The organism is Bacillus sp. FSL R12-0074 (assembly GCF_038005725.1).
GTDB lineage: Bacteria > Bacillota > Bacilli > Bacillales > Bacillaceae_G > Bacillus_A > Bacillus_A mycoides.
Genome location: NZ_JBBOTR010000001.1, coordinates 1,583,467 through 1,598,877, shown reverse-complemented (window position 1 = coordinate 1,598,877; position 15,411 = coordinate 1,583,467). Strand labels below are relative to the sequence as shown.

Below are 15,411 nucleotides of genomic sequence, written 5' to 3'. Positions count from 1 at the left end.
ATTTTTTGTAATATTATGAATAGCGAATCTTCGAAATTGGTATATACCAATTTCAACCTCGAAAAATGGGTAATATTGTTAGAAAAACACTATAAAAATATGTTGCATACTTACAAAATTAAAGAGAGGACTAGTGTTTTTTCAATATAAAATAAAAAAGATAGCCTTTATTTATAGGCTATCTTTTTTATTTTATTTAATTATTAGCACCATTATATGCTACATGTCGTTTCTCAATCCGTTCTTCAATTTCTTTCATATTCTCTTTATTAGTTAGTAGGGATTGTTTATTTTCTATTAATAATTGTTTAAAGGATTTTCTCACTTTTTTTCGCATGTTTATTTTCCTCCTTGGGGGATGGTTTATATAAAAGATAAGGAATTATCTGTGTGTTCTTATAATAATTGATTGTTGTGAATTCCATTTGAACTTCAGATGAAAATTCCGTTTATTTTCTGACAACTTTGTGAACAAAAAAAAGAAAGGTTAATCAAAAATATATTTGATCAACCTTTCCATGCTCTTTAAAGCATATTAATTAATATTTCAGGTCTTCCCCAATTCATTTCGTTACAAACAAAGCGTAGTTTTTCTTCGTCCATTGTGTGTAACCCTTCTTCTAATAAGCATGAAATTGGAACTTCACAATGAATTTGCGCTAATTGTAAAGAGATATTTAAATTCTCTAAATCACTTTCAATTTTTGTGCGCTGCGCTTTCGTTAATGATGCTATATTTTCTAGCACTGCCGATACTGTCCCGTATTCTTGAATCAGCTTATACGCTGTTTTTTCACCAATACCTTTTACACCCGGATAATTATCACTTGTATCTCCCATGAAAGCTTTCGCATGAACAATTTGCCAAGGTTCTACACCTTTCTCTTCCATGATTTTTTCCGGTGTGTAATACTCGTAATTTCCAATTCCTTTACGAAGAAGCATAACTGTAACATTCGTATCAACAAGTTGAAGTAAATCTGTATCACCTGTCAAAATATAAACTTCCGCTTCATTGCAATATTGTTTTGCAAGCGTACCGATACAATCATCCGCTTCATAACCTTTCATACCGATTACAGGCATAGATAATTTCGCAGTCATTTCTTGCACTAAATCAAATTGCGGAATTAATTCTTCCGGCGGTGCTGCACGATTTGCTTTATAATTCGAGAAAGATTCCGTTCTAAATGTCGTACTTCCCATATCCCAGCACGTTACAATGTGCGTTGGTTCGATTGCTTGTGTTGCTGTTAATAAATGCTTCATATAACCATGAATCCCATTCGTCGGGGTACCATCTTGTCGTTTCATAAATTGTCCATATACACTTGTTGCGTAAAAAGCACGAAATAATAGTGCCATACCATCAACTAATAATACTTTTTTCATAATTCCTCTCCTACTAACAAAAAATAATAACCTCACGTTATCACGTAAGGTTATATATAGATTACCATTCTACGTTTCTGTTCAACTTTGTCTATTATACATTGTTTTTGTATATTTAGCATCATTAACACATTAAGACATTCTATCGCAGCACGTATGAAGTATTCCTGAATACGTATTTTTACCTGTCGAAACAACTACAGCCTTTGCATTTCCGTCAACAATATACGTACCTTTGAAACATACATTTTCAAGTTCAAGTGGATTATAGTCTTTCATCCGTTTTAATGGAATAAATCGTTTACGTTCAAGATGATAGCAACTTTCAAATTTCTCAATACTAGCATCATTTCCTGTCAGCATAGATTCATTTACTAATAAATCATTTGCATAAATAATACGTACATCTGCTGGCACTGTATCGCCCTCTGAAAGAAAAATCATATCTCCAGGTACAAGCTCTTGTATTGGTAATTTCATCATTTTCAGTTCACTGTTTAGCCCTGTTACGCTACAGCCAGCTACTCTAGAAACAGTAACTGTTTCACATTGTAATTCATCACCCATATTTTGTTTTGAAAGACCTGGGATCATTCCACTTAGCTTCATCATTACTTCCGCAATACGCGCTCTTTTTGAAGTTAATTCATTTCGACCGTATACTTGAATACGCTTTTGTGCCTCTTTCATAGATAGTCCGTCTCTTGTTGTTTTAAAATACGCAAATACAGATTTTACATCTCTTGTTGCAATTTCAATTAATAAATCTTTATTTTTTTGAAGCATTGTTTGTTCTTTCATTGCTTTTTTACTTAATTTATACGAAGTGTTACCCACACTTTTATTTACATATAACATATTATCGTCTCCTCCTTTACAACATAGGAAGAAACGCTTTGTTTCTCAATTTATCCACTTTACTGTGAAAGTGTCTAGCGCTTAAATACTCGAATAAACGCTACATTATGATAAATATAGAGGGAGGAACAAGTCGTTTCCTGCCTACATCATATATTTTTGATTTGAAGTATATGGGTAACGGAACCGAGTCAGAATTTGACATGCTCCTCACCTCCTCTTTAATTTTTTAGTTATAATCTATACTATGAAATTACTCATAGCTTGCTAACAAAAAAGACCCTTACTCATAAGAGAGCAAAGGTCATTGCATACACAAATAAGCGATTCCTAATATAATAACAATTAGAAATCTACGGACCTCTCCCTCGCCGAGTTTTAGCACTGTATAGCATAGGTTCATTACCAGCTACGTTAAGAAAAACCTTAATTCGATCATTCCTGTTGACCCATTGGCGTCTCTCGACATTTTTGGGCAGTAGCATTTCTCTATACAGGAGCCTCACCTAACAGAGACTTATTATAATTACATAGAAAATGTTACTCTTATTTAAAATAGATGTCAACACTTTGTATGGAAACTTTTCCTTATTACAATAACTATCTCGAGTTTAGTACACTAATACGCATCCTGCTCAGCGTTCGGCTACATAAATTAATTGAACACATATTGCAAAAAATTAGCAAATGAAAAATAAAACCCTTACGTTAAAATGTAAGGGTTTTAATACGTTACACAACCAGCAATTACAATTCCGATGGAAAGTGATAAAAACATAAGGAAAAGACCAACTGCTTGATTATCTTCTTCAAGACTTTTATTAATATTAAAACGTGGTGTAAGCCATTCCGCTAAATAAAAGACAATAATTTGAGCTAAGATCCCAACAGCTCCCCATGAAACCATATCAAGAATTGAAATAGAATTAGCAGCCGTTGAATATAAAACGATAGCAAGACCAAGTAGTCTTCCTCCAAGTACATAGCTTACCGCTTTATTCCCTTGAGCCATTAACTTAAATTCCTTAACTTTCGTTGTCACTTCCATAAGAAAAAGACCGATACACAAAAGTACAAGTGATACTGCTAAATATAGTAAAAAATTAATCATTTATTTTCCTCCTTCTTAATACCTACCGGTAAATAATACGATTCATTTCCCGTAATTTTTTCTCCGGCACGTATACCGATGCTGCTCGCTTTTCCAGCAATTAAAAAAGCCCCAAACACGTACGACAGCTTCTCAATTCCTTTTTCAGTTTCCAAAAATACAACTGGAAGCTCTGTATATTTCTGAAATATAGGCAGTGACGATTTATATGTTTCATGTGCATTTCGAATCATAATATTTGTATTCTTATCACGAATCGTAATCGTGTCACCTTCCCTACCGAACGAAGGTTTTTGAACGAAAGGACTTTTCCCCAAAAATAAATCTGGCTCTAAATATGTAGGAAGCATATATTCTTTAATCCACTTTTGTTCCTCACTTGTGTAAAAAGCACCTTCTTCTGCTAATCCCCAAATAAGACATTGAATTGATTTCGGCTGAAGTAAAAAGGCCGACAAAGGATTTATAATAAAAAGCTTTCCTTCTTTTACAAGTTGCAAAAGTTCTACTCCCACCAAATCCCCCGTTTCGGGATCTTGATCTTCAATTAAGTCTTCAATTGGATATGTTTGGCGATACAAAACATCAATTGGTAAACCATCTCTATCTACTAAAGCATCATCTGTAATTCTAAGTTCTGTCATTGGCATCACTTTATTTTCAACATGACATAGCCCACTCAAATACATAGTCGTATTCCAATCTTCTATATGTTCAGGATGAGCTGTGAAAACAACATTTGGATCTTCCATTCCTTTTGTAAACTCCATTACGGCTTTTGTAATACCAGAAGAAAGTAAGCGCTCTTGATTTGCATTTGGATCATCATAGTCAAGTTCTTCACAAACTTTTCCATTCATTTGAAAGCATTCCACAATAAAAGTTGGAGTATCACTATTAAACTCAAGCATTTTAATACGATTATCCTCTGTTAAAGCAAAATCAAATCGTGAAATAACAGATTCAGGATACATCCCTTTCAGTCTAATAAAAGGCAAGCTTGCAGTTGGAAAACCGAGTTCAAGAAGCTGTTCATTAGATAAATTCCGAAGAACCCTAGCAGTCTTAAAAAATATTTTTCCCATTCGTTCAGTTGCTACTTGTAATTGTTTCATCGTTTGCTCTGTTATCGGGAAAACATGAAACAAACTATACTCACATTCATATAAATCCGACCAGAAATGAGGATAATTCGAATAAAATTCTTTTCTTTTCTTTATGTATTGCGACATATTTTAACCTCCAAATCCACCTTTTGAACCGCTTCCAATTCCACCTTTAAATTCGGCCGAAGATTGATAAGTTTTAAACTCTGATGAATTTTTGAAGGTGGATTTATTTTGATAGTATGTACCACCATAAAAGTAATGTCCACGATAACCTGAACTACTATCATCACACTGCCAAACACCAAGCTCATCATCCCAATCCCAATCAGAACAACTATTATCATTCGGTTCGGGGGGAATATCTTGCGCGCAGCCAAATAAAGTGCCCGTCATTAAAGATGTTAGGACACCACCTACTAGCCATTTCGTTTTTGTCACCTTTGCACTCCCCTTTTTAAATTATATTTCTATTATATAAGATGTCATGATAAAGTAGAAGAAAAAGGAAGAAGAGGGATAAAATGCGATTGGAATATCGGCTCAATGATGAAACAAACGGGTATCCAGCTTTATGGAACTACGCAAATATTTCTAATTCTGAAATTGTCGCGCGCATGACTTGTGAATATTTTACAAAAGATGGAAATACATATATCGTTACTGCAACTTCAGTAGATCCAGACGGAACAGCAGTGTTATATATACAAAAAGAAGTTTTTTCCAACGACCCTTCAGATCCTACATACTCGCACATAGGTTTTGAAATTAGAGAACTAAAGGAAACCTGCTCAATTATGATAGAAAGTAAAGATATTTGGAATTACGAGGATATCTTACCCTCTCTCCATTCAGATATTATACATATTCAACGGGATGGAATACATTTGGAATTCACCCTCGATTCAAGAGAAATTGATGAAGACCGCAAGTGCTATATTTATTATGGGAACTTTACAGGTAAATCTAGATAACATGAGTATATTTATTCAACAAAAAACCTTACGTATAAAACGTAAGGTTTTTTATATAGTCCCACATATGCCGTTATCTATAGATGTCCATAAACCTGCTTTCACAGGTGGATGTTCTCACAAATGTTTGTAACTTCCTTCTTAAAAAGATGGCCTGCTATCTACATTTAAATATTGAACTTCCGCATTATACTTATTGGTTTAAGACATACACAAGCTACGTACACCGTAGGAATTTTATATACTATTAGTTGAAATAAGACCCCCGCAAGTGCCGTCTCTCGTAAATGTCCAAAAACCCGCTACTCGCAGGTGGATGCCCTCACAGTTACCGTATATCTTCCTCCACAAGGAAGGCTTGATAATGGTCACTAAATATTGAGCTTCCGTAAAACTAACATCGGTTTTAGACATAAATAAGTTACGCACACCGCAGGATGTATTATTTACTTGTCGTTATATTATCACATTGTTTCCAATGTGTAAAATATAATTTTTTTGAAGCAATCTCTTGCTTGTGACCTTATTTTAATACAAATTATTTTTGCATGCAAGTGATTAATCTTCTTCTTTTGCAATTTGATTTTCTGGATAAGAAATCCAATCACTCCAGCTACCTGTATACAATTTAACATTTTGAAAACCAGCTAATTTTAATGCAACTATGTTCGGACACGCTGTAACACCAGAACCACAATATACGATTGTTTCCTTCTCTTTATCAAGATTTTGGAAACGCCCTTGCTGTTCCTCTTCGTTTTTAAAGTGTCCCGATTCTAAAATCCCATCTTTCCAAAAATAGTTTACTGCCGTCGGAATATGCCCTGCCTTCAAATCAACGAGCTCTTCCGCACCAGCATAACGTTTTGGTTCCCTAGAATCAATTAATGTCATATTTGCACCTGCACGAATATTCCCTCTCACATCTTCCATCGTTACAAGCATATTTTCTTGTATTTCCGGTATAAAAGGTTTTCGTGCAATAACTGGGATATTCGGCGTTGTGTGTAGTCCATTCTCTTTCCAAGCTGGAAATCCGCCATCTAATATATATACTTTCTCATGTCCTACATAGTTTAATAACCACCAGAGACGAGAAGCATTTGCACCCGCTTGACTGTCGTATGCAATTACTGTCGTATGTTCACCAATACCAGCTTGTGAAAGCTTGTCTGCAAACTCCTCTATATTCGGCAATGGATGGCGACCACCATGTTCTGTTACAGGACTTGATAAATCTACATTCAAATCAAAATATAACGCATGAAGAATATGTTCTTCCTCATACTTTTCTCTACCCCAATTAGGATTCGCTAAATCAAAACGACAATCGATTATACGGACATTCTCATCTTCTATATGCTCACGTAACCATTCGACTGTAACTATCATCTTTAACGACCTTCTTTCTCTTGCAAACGACTTACATACTCCATAACCATTTCTTCTGTAACAAATTTACGCTGCAGTGTAACACCATTTTTTGCAAGTTCATTAATTTGCTTTGTTACAACATTAATAACATCAACCGAAAATTCTTTCCCCTTTGACGCAAGAGATACGGCTGCTTCAATAGCTGCTTCACGCTGCGCATCTAATTGTAAACATGCTTTTACACTTTCATTTTGTTTACGAGAATGTGCTGTAATAGCTTTATGTACTTCCATCTTCTCTTCCCCCTAAATAAGTTATACGTTCTTATTCAATCCCATTGCAAGCCGAATCATATCACGACATACAATTCCATTTTCAATAATCTCTTCTTCATAATGCTTTGAAAAGTAATCAAAATCAATAGAAAAAATACGAAATCCACATTTTTGATATAAAGCAAGTTGTGAAACACTAGAATTGCCTGTACCAACTTCAAGTTTTGACATACCATATCCTTTAGCAGTTTCTACGGCATGACTTAATAGCTGCTTTCCAATCCCTTTTCCTTGCAAATGCTCTACAACCGCAATATTCATAATTTCCATTGTCCTTGGTCTTGTTTCCAAAAGCACATATACGCCGATGATTCTTTCTTCTTGTTTAGCTATATACGTAAACCCACTCTTTACATATGCATCAATTTGGCTTTCACTTGGATCAGCAAGGAGTAATAAAGATTTCGGTATAGCTTCTTTCGAAATACGCTCTATGACAACAGACATAAAAATTCCCCCTCCTCTATTGTTCTAACCCCCCCTTGTCTACCATAGATAATAGAAAGGAGGGATTCACCATGGACAACAATGAGAAAACATGCAACGTCATCTCTATTGATGGAAAGAAAAAGAAGAGCGACACATATTCCTATCCAAAATTAGTAGTAGAAAGCAAAACGTATGAGTTTTCTTCATTCGTCTTATGCGGTGAAACACCAGACGGCAGACGCTTAGTTCTTACCCATATGATTTCTACTGATGAGTTTGCAGGGTTTGTAAAATCTTTAGATACTGTACTACAAAAGAAAATTGAACGAATCTTTTTTTCATAACAGCTATTTAATATAAATTTCTTTTTCAATTTCTACTAACTGCTTTTGTAGCTCTTCTTTACTTTGTTCGTATAGTGATACATCAATTGTTTCAGCTAAAGCGAATAATATACTTTCATAATAATTCTCAACATCTTGCTGCATCACTTTTTGGAATAGGTTCCATTTTGCATCCCACTCTTGCTTATAATGATGAACGAATAAATCTTCTTCATCAACTACATAGTTTGATACGAAAGGTTCTAACACTCCTTTAGCGTCTTCTTGCATAAAAGCTTTATCATTTTTTTCAAAAAAGCTTTTCTCATTTTTAAAATGTGCTAGTGCCTTTTTAAAATCTTTTATTTCTATTGAAGGAAACGGCTCTTTATGTGTAATAATTTTATATTCATAATCCACTGTTCCACCCATAGAAATCGATTCATTTTCCACTTTGCAATTCACAACAATTTCATCCTTTGCACGCTTCATCGCTTCATCTATCCATTTTTCAAGACGTAATGATGTCGCACGCATTTCTTGTAATAAATCATGTTGAATAAATGAAACTAATTCCATTACACATTGCTGCAACTGCATTTTCACATTCCCATCTGTTCGTAACGACGCCGGATTAATAAATTCAGTAAACACATCGTTATAGCGTAAAAATAGACGTTGGTGTACATAATAAAGCAATTCTTTCACTTCATTTTGCATTGCTTGCTCTTCAGCAAGTACACTATATGATGAAATAATATGAAGTAGCTGATTACGCTCTGCTTCATATTTTTTTGTTTGCTTCTCTTTCTCATCATTTCCCTGCTTTGCGCCATTTATCATATTTACAAGAAGCTGATTCGCTCCTTGCAATGCACCATATAAAGCATGCACAGATACAAGCATTAAATCCCTCATCATAAAGGACGTAAATGATTCTTCAAACTTAGTAATCCCGGAGTTTTGTAAAATACCATACTTTTCTTTATCAATACTTTTCCCTTGCTTTTCTTCAAGCGCACATAAACTTGAAATTGCAAATAAACGTGGATTTCTAATACCGTATTGCAAGAGCTGATCCGCAATATAACCTTTTACCATTTCAAGTTCTTCTTCAGATTGTGCTAAATCGGCAGCATTTATTAAGAAGAACATTTTATCAAGTGCAAATGTATCCTTTACACGACCGAGCTGAATTAAAAATTCACGATCCGCACGAGAGAAAACATGATTATAGTATGTTACGAATAAAATAGCATCTGCGTTTTTAATATACTGGAATGCAACATCCGTATGGCGCGCGTTAATAGAATCCGCCCCTGGTGTATCTACAAGAGCTACTCCTTGCCTTGTTAAAGCACAATCATAATAAAGCTCCATGTACTCAACAAAGCATGATTTTTCTTCATTAGCTACATAATCAGAGAACTCCTCTAACGTAACTTGTAATTGTTCCCCTAAATGATTAGCAACTGCGTCATATCCTTTTTGTACCGCTCGCAAAAAGCTAAATGTTGTTTTTTGCTTCCCGCTTGGTGAAGGGTATTTCATAATTTGATCAATTTTCGTTAACGCTTCTTCCAATGTAGCAATTTCATAGTGAAACATTTTATAAACAGCTTTCATATCTTCTAACAGCGCTTGCTCTGACTTAAACTGGACAATTACCGTTCCATGTGGTTTATCTTCTGTAACTGGCAAAATTTGATTTATTGTTGCTGTCGTTGGGTTTGGTGATACAGGAAGTACCTTTTCACCGAGCAATGCGTTAGCAAATGATGATTTCCCAGCACTAAAAGCTCCAAATAACGCTACTGTAAATTGCTTCGTTTCTACACGCTGTCTTTTTCCAACTACTTCTTGCTGTAGATGTTTCAGTGTAGGCAATGGATCTAATATCGTTTCAGCTTTCTTCACTTTTTCTAATATACGCTGAATATTTAAAGCTTTCGTTCCTTTAATCTCTTCTTCACTAGCCGCTACGTTATCATTTACAATTTCTTGCTCTTGTAGTTTAAACTTCTCACTAACAACTTGTTTTTTACTTTGTAATATTTCGTCTATTTGCAATCCATCTGGTATAGAAACATTTTCATTCCAAATATCTCCTAAATAGCTCTCATATTCCTCATACGTCTTAATGTATTGTAATTTTGTTTCTTTTGCTGTTTGTAACATCGTGTATTTTTCAATTTCTTCTTCAATACGAGCAATCTCTATCTTCACTTTCTTCTGCAATATACCCGTACTTTTTCCAAAGATTTGCTGAGATTTCATAAAGTATCTTTTCTTTAACTCATTTGCAACGTCAGCAGTATAAAGAAGTAAGTAATCACCGGTAAATCCAGCCCCCTGTTTAATTGTTTCAGCCAACACTTCCGGTCCGAAAGCAATTTCTAACGCATATATGTCTTTCCCTATTTCCTCTGTAAATAACCCTTCTTCTTTTAAGAAGGCTACAATAAATTCTTTCACATGAAAATCAAGTTGCGTTTCAACAGTCTTTTGAAGAGCAGAATAAAAAGCATCTACACGTCTCTGTTTTTCTTGCTCCGTCTTTCCTTTCGCAAATAACAAGCCAACTTTAAACTTCGTTAATTTCGTTTCTAAATATTTATTTGCCAATTCTCTCATTTCAAATGGCATTAAATACGCGTTATCTAATATGGCTTGTAAACCTTTTATAAATTCATTTCTCACATCAGATTCTTTACTAGCCACCCGATTTTTATTTTCAGTTAACTCTTCCTTTTTTTCAACTATCTCTGAAAGTGACAGTGGTGATGTTAATTCTTCTTCATATTTCATGAGATGTTTTTCATTTTCAGAAAGAATAAACGAACAATGTTCTTGCAGTAAATATTCTGTTTCTCGCTCCATTCCCTTTCTTACATACTGCTCTTTTTCTTTCATGATAGAAAAGATTAATGCTTCTAAACTTTGAATTTCATTGTATGGATGATTCATCATTCGCAATGATGTATAGAAAATACCGTCTACTTCAATATCCCAGTTAGAAAAAGACTGTTTTACACTATCTCTATACTCTTCAAACGATAACTCATTTGCTTTATGTTTATCTATTTGGTTTACAACGAGATAAACCGTTTTATTACGTTGTTTCAATTCTTTAACAAACTGTAAGTTAACCTCTGATTGGACATGGTTATAATCCATCATATAGAAAATAACATCTGCTAGATGCAGTGTTGATTCCGTCGCTAATTGGTGGGCATCATCCGTAGAATCAATTCCGGGCGTATCAACTAACATAACCCCATCAGGAATTGGCGCATCATTTCGATAAATATGAACACCAATTACTTCATCACCGTCTTTACATATTTGTTTTAATTCTTCTGCTGAATATGCGCCGTCATATTCATACTGTTCTCCAGACTTAATCGTTACAACAACACGATCAGATCCTCTTTCAATTTTAACAACGTTAGCACTCGTTGGAATCGGACTTGTCGGTAATAATTGCGCTTTATATAGGTGATTCATCATTGTCGATTTCCCCGCAGAAAAATGACCACAAAAAGCTAGCATAAGCTGCTCTTGTTTATACTTTTGAATCACTTCAAACAACTTCAAACTATTCTCTACATCGCCGTTTTTTTGCCACTCTTCATAAAAACAAACAAGTTTTTTCATACCGTTTGTCTGTACTATGTTTGTCATCCCCTTGTTCCCCTTTATCCAAGATGTATATACTTTATCCCGCTATTTGTGGGCAGTAAAAACCCGTTTCGTGCGGGCTAGTAATCAGTGAGGGATAGACCTCCCCGCTGATTAAAGTTTCACTTTATTATCATACTAAATTTTCAGCATATTCACATCAAAAATAAAAAATCCCTTTCATTCTTTTTACAAATGAAAGGGATTTTATGTAATAGTATTCATTTTGTTGTTCCTACTCCATTTAAAACATACTTTGTAACACCAACATATATAGCAATCGTTCCTGCAACAAGTGCATACACCATATTAACACACCAACCTTTTTTGATAATGATTATCACTTTTGAATACATTTTATCATTAAAGAGAATCATTATCAACAAATTTCTAAAAAAAGAAAGCTCCTTCGGGAAAAGGAGCTTTACTGCCTGTTTTAAAGAAGTTTAAAACTTGCTGTGCACCCTTATTATATCTCATAATGCACATCTTAGCAGTTTTAAAAATTGGAAATTACCTATATACCCTCCTCTTTACATTTTGTATAATAGAGTGAAACTGTAATTAGTGGGGATATTTCCCATCCCTACTAATTATTAGTTGAACCAATTAGGCTTTTACAAGCAGTTGATCTCCCACCTAACTTCCTCGTATTCACTGAATTTTGAGGTGGGAGTCTTACTGCTTGTTAATGCGGGATAAAAGGGAATTACTTAACAAGGAGGAAAATAATGACACAAAATATTTCACAAGGCGAGAGGATACATTCCATCGATATTATTAGAGGAATAGCTGTACTAGGTATTTTTCTTGTTAACTGGCCAGTTATCGCTGGTGTTGATTCTCGAGACATTTCCGGCGTTTATGATGGATTAGACAGCTATATTCGCTTATTTTATGACATGTTTATTCAAACGAAGTTTTATACTATTTTTTCATTTTTATTCGGATTAGGTTTTTATATCTTTATGAATCGTGCTGAGGCGAAAACAGATCGTCCGAAAACTTTATTTGTTCGCCGCTTGCTTATTTTATTATTATTTGGGTTCTTGCATTACGTTCTTTTATGGGACGGGGACATCTTACATAGTTATGCAATCGCTGGATTTTTCTTATTGTTATTTTATAAGAGAGAACCTCGTACTATTTTGATTTGGGCATTAGTTTTACTAAGCATTTTTCAATTTTTAATGCTAATTACTAGCATTGGAATTGCCTTAATGCCAAGAGATGAGCTAGGACTCTCCTTACCAATCATGCCATTAGAAGACTGGATGTTACAAATACAAAATCGTTTCCATGCGTTTTATTCTGAAGCAATTGGGCTAAGTGCATTCATGCTTCCAGAAACAGTTGGATTATTTTTGCTTGGTTTATATGCTGGTAAAAAAGATATTTTCCGCCGCTCAAAAGAATTAGATCCAAAACTAAAAAAATGGCAAATCATTATGTTCGTTTTAACATTACCAATGTGGTTCTTTATGGTTCGTTATTTCTTGTCAAAACAACCTTATGATCCGATTTATATGAGCGCCTTTACAAGGTTTAGTGGAAAAACATTATTCATCTTTTACATTTTTACACTCATGCGCTTATTACAAAAAGAAAGATGGCAAAAATTATTACGACCATTCCAATATGTCGGACGAATGGCGTTAACAAATTACATCACGCATACGATTGTTACGTTACTTGTATTCGGCCTATTTTTCAAAAATTATTATCCCGCTCCATTATGGGTAGGACCACTATTTTGCATCGGCTTTTATACGTTACAAATCTTTATTAGCCGCTGGTGGCTTTCACGTTACCAATATGGGCCACTTGAATACATTTGGCGCCTTGGTACATACGGTAAGATGATGCCACTTAAAAAGAAAAGCAAGGTCTCATAATGAGACCTTGCTTTTCTATGCTTCTCTTACTGCACTTTGCATCGGAACTGGCTCTTCTTTTACTTTACGCTGCGGCACCATATTAAATACAATATTTAAAAGTACTGCTGATGCACTTCCAAGTACAATTCCGTTATCTGTTAAAATACGAATGTTTTCCGGAAGCTGTGAAAATAACGTTGGAACAACTGTAACTCCAAGTCCGATTCCGACAGAACATGCAACAATTAATAAATTTTCTTGTTTTCCAAAATCAACACTGCTTAACATTTTAATACCATATGCCATAACCATGCCGAACATTGCTAGCATTGCACCGCCAAGTACTGATTTCGGAATAATTGTTGTAATGGCTGCGATTTTAGGAATAAACCCAAGAGCAATTAACATACCACCACAAGTATAGATAATGACGCGATTTCTTACTCCAGTTAATTGAACAAGTCCTACGTTTTGAGAATATGTTGTGTATGGAAATGCGTTAAAAATACCACCTAGAACCATTGCTAATCCTTCTGCGCGATAACCTTTTGTTAATTCTTTTTCACCGATCTTTTTATTACAAATATCAGATAATGCAAAATATACCCCTGTTGCTTCCACAATTCCTACGCAAGCAACGAGAATCATCGTAATAATTGGCGTTAATTCAAATGTTGGTGTACCGAAGTAAAACGGCTGAATACCGTGGAACCAATCTGCCTCTCCAACCGCTTGCAAACTTACTTTCCCCATAAATGCTGCGACGATTGTACCGAACAAAAGACCAAGTAATATAGAGATTGAACGGATAAATCCATCAAAGAAACGATACATAATAATGATAAATAATAAAACACCAAATGCTAACGCTAAATTTTCTAGACTTCCGAAATCTTTACTTCCAACTCCTCCAGCCATATCATTAATAGCTGCTGGAACAAGTGTAACCCCAATAACTGTAACGACAGATCCTGTTACAACAGGAGGAAACAGTTTTACAAGCTTCCCAAATAATTTCGCGAAAATAACAACAAATAATCCCGCAGCAATAATTGCTCCATATATAGAGGACACGCCGTATTGTTTACCAATTGCAATCATCGGTCCAACCGCTGTAAATGTACAACCAAGTACAACCGGAAGCCCAATACCGAAAAAGCGATTTGATAATGCTTGTAAAATCGTTGCTACGCCGCACATTAATAAGTCAATCGATACTAAATACGTTAATTCTTGTTGATTTAAACCAAGTCCCCCGCCGACAATAAGAGGAACAATAATTGCGCCAGCGTACATGGCAAGCATGTGCTGAATACCAAGCGATGCGATTTTAAATGGGTGCTGCTTCATCGTTAGTTCACCTCCGCAGTTTCTTGCTGTACAAATGTAACTGTGCCGTTATCAAGTGATGCAATTTCTGCTAGTGATTCAACACGAACACCCTGTTCACGCAGCTTCTTTCCTCCATCTTGAAATGCTTTTTCAATAACAATACCAATTCCCGCAATACTTGCCCCGGCTTGCTCTACTAAACTCATTAAACCTAAAGCAGCCTGACCATTTGCTAAAAAGTCATCAATAATTAATACATGATCATTTTCATCAATATGATTTCGAGATAATGAAATCTCGTTCGTTTCTTGTTTTGTAAATGAATATACGTTTGCAACATACATATTATCTTGTAACGTTAACGATTTACGCTTTCTTGCAAAAACTACTTTTACACCAAGCTCTAAAGCAGCCATAACCGCTGGTGCAATGCCTGAAGATTCAATCGTCACGATTTTTGTAATGTTCTCTTCTTTAAAACGCTTAGCGAATTCTTTTCCGATTTCTTGCATAAGTACTGGATCAATTTGATGATTTAAAAATGCATCTACCTTTAATACATCACCAGATAAAACCTTTCCTTCGTTCAAAATCTTTTCTTGTAATACTTTCATGTTAG

General features: G+C 34.9%; 16 protein-coding genes, 2 other RNA genes and 1 riboswitch. Of the genes, 3 read left to right on the top strand and 15 right to left on the bottom strand.

Annotated features, from left to right (window positions below):
- Positions 1–196: 196 nt before the first annotated feature.
- The 6 genes from NSS97_RS08360 to NSS97_RS08335 form a co-directional block, all read right to left on the bottom strand.
- Positions 197–337, bottom strand: coding sequence for an FbpB family small basic protein (locus NSS97_RS08360; RefSeq protein ID WP_001228050.1), 141 nt, complete (start codon positions 335–337; stop codon positions 197–199).
- A 188-nt stretch (positions 338–525) separates the two neighbouring features.
- Positions 526–1,392, bottom strand: a complete 867-nt coding sequence (locus tag NSS97_RS08355; protein WP_002135339.1) for a 5'-3' exonuclease — start codon at positions 1,390–1,392, stop codon at positions 526–528.
- A 132-nt stretch (positions 1,393–1,524) separates the two neighbouring features.
- The gene (locus tag NSS97_RS08350; RefSeq protein WP_107886921.1) at positions 1,525–2,250 is read right to left on the bottom strand and encodes a P-type ATPase; all 726 of its coding nucleotides are present in this window, start codon (positions 2,248–2,250) and stop codon (positions 1,525–1,527) included.
- A 355-nt stretch (positions 2,251–2,605) separates the two neighbouring features.
- A riboswitch (M-box (ykoK) riboswitch) is annotated at positions 2,606–2,771 on the bottom strand.
- A 203-nt stretch (positions 2,772–2,974) separates the two neighbouring features.
- Entirely contained in the window at positions 2,975–3,361 is a 387-nt protein-coding gene (locus tag NSS97_RS08345; protein ID WP_002086561.1) for a DUF350 domain-containing protein, read from the bottom strand.
- Positions 3,358–4,593: a glutathionylspermidine synthase family protein gene (locus NSS97_RS08340; protein WP_044438069.1), complete on the bottom strand. Its 1,236-nt coding sequence runs from the start codon at positions 4,591–4,593 to the stop codon at positions 3,358–3,360. The genes NSS97_RS08345 and NSS97_RS08340 overlap by 4 nt, the downstream gene beginning before the upstream one ends.
- 3 nt (positions 4,594–4,596) lie before the next feature.
- Positions 4,597–4,908: a hypothetical protein gene (locus NSS97_RS08335; protein ID WP_002126505.1), complete on the bottom strand. Its 312-nt coding sequence runs from the start codon at positions 4,906–4,908 to the stop codon at positions 4,597–4,599.
- A gap of 83 nt (positions 4,909–4,991) precedes the next feature.
- Between NSS97_RS08335 and NSS97_RS08330 the strand changes: the two genes are divergently transcribed.
- Positions 4,992–5,441 carry a hypothetical protein gene (locus NSS97_RS08330; protein WP_107886922.1) on the top strand — a complete coding sequence of 150 codons (450 nt, stop codon included), beginning with the start codon at positions 4,992–4,994 and terminating at the stop codon, positions 5,439–5,441.
- 54 nt (positions 5,442–5,495) lie between these two features.
- Here the strand turns inward: NSS97_RS08330 and ssrS (NSS97_RS08325) are convergent.
- The 5 genes from ssrS (NSS97_RS08325) to NSS97_RS08305 all read right to left on the bottom strand — a co-directional run bounded on the left by ssrS (NSS97_RS08325) (position 5,496) and on the right by NSS97_RS08305 (position 7,597).
- A non-coding RNA gene (ssrS, locus tag NSS97_RS08325) (6S RNA) lies at positions 5,496–5,679 on the bottom strand.
- A 21-nt stretch (positions 5,680–5,700) separates the two neighbouring features.
- Positions 5,701–5,883: non-coding RNA, 6S RNA (gene ssrS, locus NSS97_RS08320), on the bottom strand.
- 116 nt (positions 5,884–5,999) lie between these two features.
- Complete coding sequence (locus NSS97_RS08315) at positions 6,000–6,833, bottom strand: sulfurtransferase (RefSeq protein WP_044438068.1); 834 nt, start codon at positions 6,831–6,833, stop codon at positions 6,000–6,002.
- A 2-nt stretch (positions 6,834–6,835) separates the two neighbouring features.
- Entirely contained in the window at positions 6,836–7,108 is a 273-nt protein-coding gene (locus NSS97_RS08310; protein WP_044438066.1) for a YpbS family protein, read from the bottom strand.
- Positions 7,109–7,129: 21 nt separating this feature from the next.
- Complete coding sequence (locus NSS97_RS08305; protein WP_107886923.1) at positions 7,130–7,597, bottom strand: GNAT family N-acetyltransferase; 468 nt, start codon at positions 7,595–7,597, stop codon at positions 7,130–7,132.
- Positions 7,598–7,668: 71 nt separating this feature from the next.
- Here NSS97_RS08305 and NSS97_RS08300 point away from each other — a divergent pair, with 71 nt between their 5' ends.
- Positions 7,669–7,923 (top strand): DUF3931 domain-containing protein, encoded by a 255-nt coding sequence (locus NSS97_RS08300; protein ID WP_341112138.1) that lies wholly within the window; start codon positions 7,669–7,671, stop codon positions 7,921–7,923.
- Positions 7,924–7,926: 3 nt separating this feature from the next.
- Here the strand turns inward: NSS97_RS08300 and NSS97_RS08295 are convergent, their stop codons facing one another.
- Complete coding sequence (locus NSS97_RS08295) at positions 7,927–11,586, bottom strand: dynamin family protein (RefSeq protein WP_107886925.1); 3,660 nt, start codon at positions 11,584–11,586, stop codon at positions 7,927–7,929.
- A 218-nt stretch (positions 11,587–11,804) separates the two neighbouring features.
- Positions 11,805–11,960 carry a hypothetical protein gene (locus NSS97_RS08290; RefSeq protein ID WP_002011935.1) on the bottom strand — a complete coding sequence of 52 codons (156 nt, stop codon included), beginning with the start codon at positions 11,958–11,960 and terminating at the stop codon, positions 11,805–11,807.
- 354 nt (positions 11,961–12,314) lie between these two features.
- Here NSS97_RS08290 and NSS97_RS08285 point away from each other — a divergent pair, with 354 nt between their 5' ends.
- Complete coding sequence (locus tag NSS97_RS08285; RefSeq protein ID WP_107886927.1) at positions 12,315–13,478, top strand: DUF418 domain-containing protein; 1,164 nt, start codon at positions 12,315–12,317, stop codon at positions 13,476–13,478.
- 15 nt (positions 13,479–13,493) lie between these two features.
- On the opposite strand, the gene pbuX is transcribed toward NSS97_RS08285, so the two are convergent.
- Together pbuX and NSS97_RS08275 are read right to left on the bottom strand one after the other, a co-directional pair.
- Positions 13,494–14,810 (bottom strand): xanthine permease PbuX, encoded by a 1,317-nt coding sequence (pbuX, locus tag NSS97_RS08280; RefSeq protein ID WP_002126498.1) that lies wholly within the window; start codon positions 14,808–14,810, stop codon positions 13,494–13,496.
- Between the two features lie 2 nt (positions 14,811–14,812).
- Positions 14,813–15,406 carry a xanthine phosphoribosyltransferase gene (locus NSS97_RS08275; RefSeq protein ID WP_002086571.1) on the bottom strand — a complete coding sequence of 198 codons (594 nt, stop codon included), beginning with the start codon at positions 15,404–15,406 and terminating at the stop codon, positions 14,813–14,815.
- Positions 15,407–15,411: the final 5 nt, after the last annotated feature.

Excerpts from the sequence above, each read along its gene's own strand:
- NSS97_RS08360 (WP_001228050.1), bottom strand. The coding sequence starts at position 337 with ATGCGAAAAAAAGTGAGAAAATCCTTTAAACAATTATTAATAGAAAAT.
- NSS97_RS08355 (WP_002135339.1), bottom strand. The coding sequence starts at position 1,392 with ATGAAAAAAGTATTATTAGTTGATGGTATGGCACTATTATTTCGTGCT.
- NSS97_RS08310 (WP_044438066.1), bottom strand. The coding sequence starts at position 7,108 with ATGGAAGTACATAAAGCTATTACAGCACATTCTCGTAAACAAAATGAA.
- NSS97_RS08330 (WP_107886922.1), top strand. The coding sequence starts at position 4,992 with ATGCGATTGGAATATCGGCTCAATGATGAAACAAACGGGTATCCAGCT.
- NSS97_RS08350 (WP_107886921.1), bottom strand. The coding sequence starts at position 2,250 with ATGTTATATGTAAATAAAAGTGTGGGTAACACTTCGTATAAATTAAGT.
- NSS97_RS08295 (WP_107886925.1), bottom strand. The coding sequence starts at position 11,586 with ATGACAAACATAGTACAGACAAACGGTATGAAAAAACTTGTTTGTTTT.
- NSS97_RS08340 (WP_044438069.1), bottom strand. The coding sequence starts at position 4,593 with ATGTCGCAATACATAAAGAAAAGAAAAGAATTTTATTCGAATTATCCT.
- NSS97_RS08345 (WP_002086561.1), bottom strand. The coding sequence starts at position 3,361 with ATGATTAATTTTTTACTATATTTAGCAGTATCACTTGTACTTTTGTGT.
- NSS97_RS08275 (WP_002086571.1), bottom strand. The coding sequence starts at position 15,406 with ATGAAAGTATTACAAGAAAAGATTTTGAACGAAGGAAAGGTTTTATCT.
- NSS97_RS08315 (WP_044438068.1), bottom strand. The coding sequence starts at position 6,833 with ATGATAGTTACAGTCGAATGGTTACGTGAGCATATAGAAGATGAGAAT.
- NSS97_RS08290 (WP_002011935.1), bottom strand. The coding sequence starts at position 11,960 with ATGATTCTCTTTAATGATAAAATGTATTCAAAAGTGATAATCATTATC.
- pbuX (WP_002126498.1), bottom strand. The coding sequence starts at position 14,810 with ATGAAGCAGCACCCATTTAAAATCGCATCGCTTGGTATTCAGCACATG.
- NSS97_RS08305 (WP_107886923.1), bottom strand. The coding sequence starts at position 7,597 with ATGTCTGTTGTCATAGAGCGTATTTCGAAAGAAGCTATACCGAAATCT.
- NSS97_RS08285 (WP_107886927.1), top strand. The coding sequence starts at position 12,315 with ATGACACAAAATATTTCACAAGGCGAGAGGATACATTCCATCGATATT.
- NSS97_RS08300 (WP_341112138.1), top strand. The coding sequence starts at position 7,669 with ATGGACAACAATGAGAAAACATGCAACGTCATCTCTATTGATGGAAAG.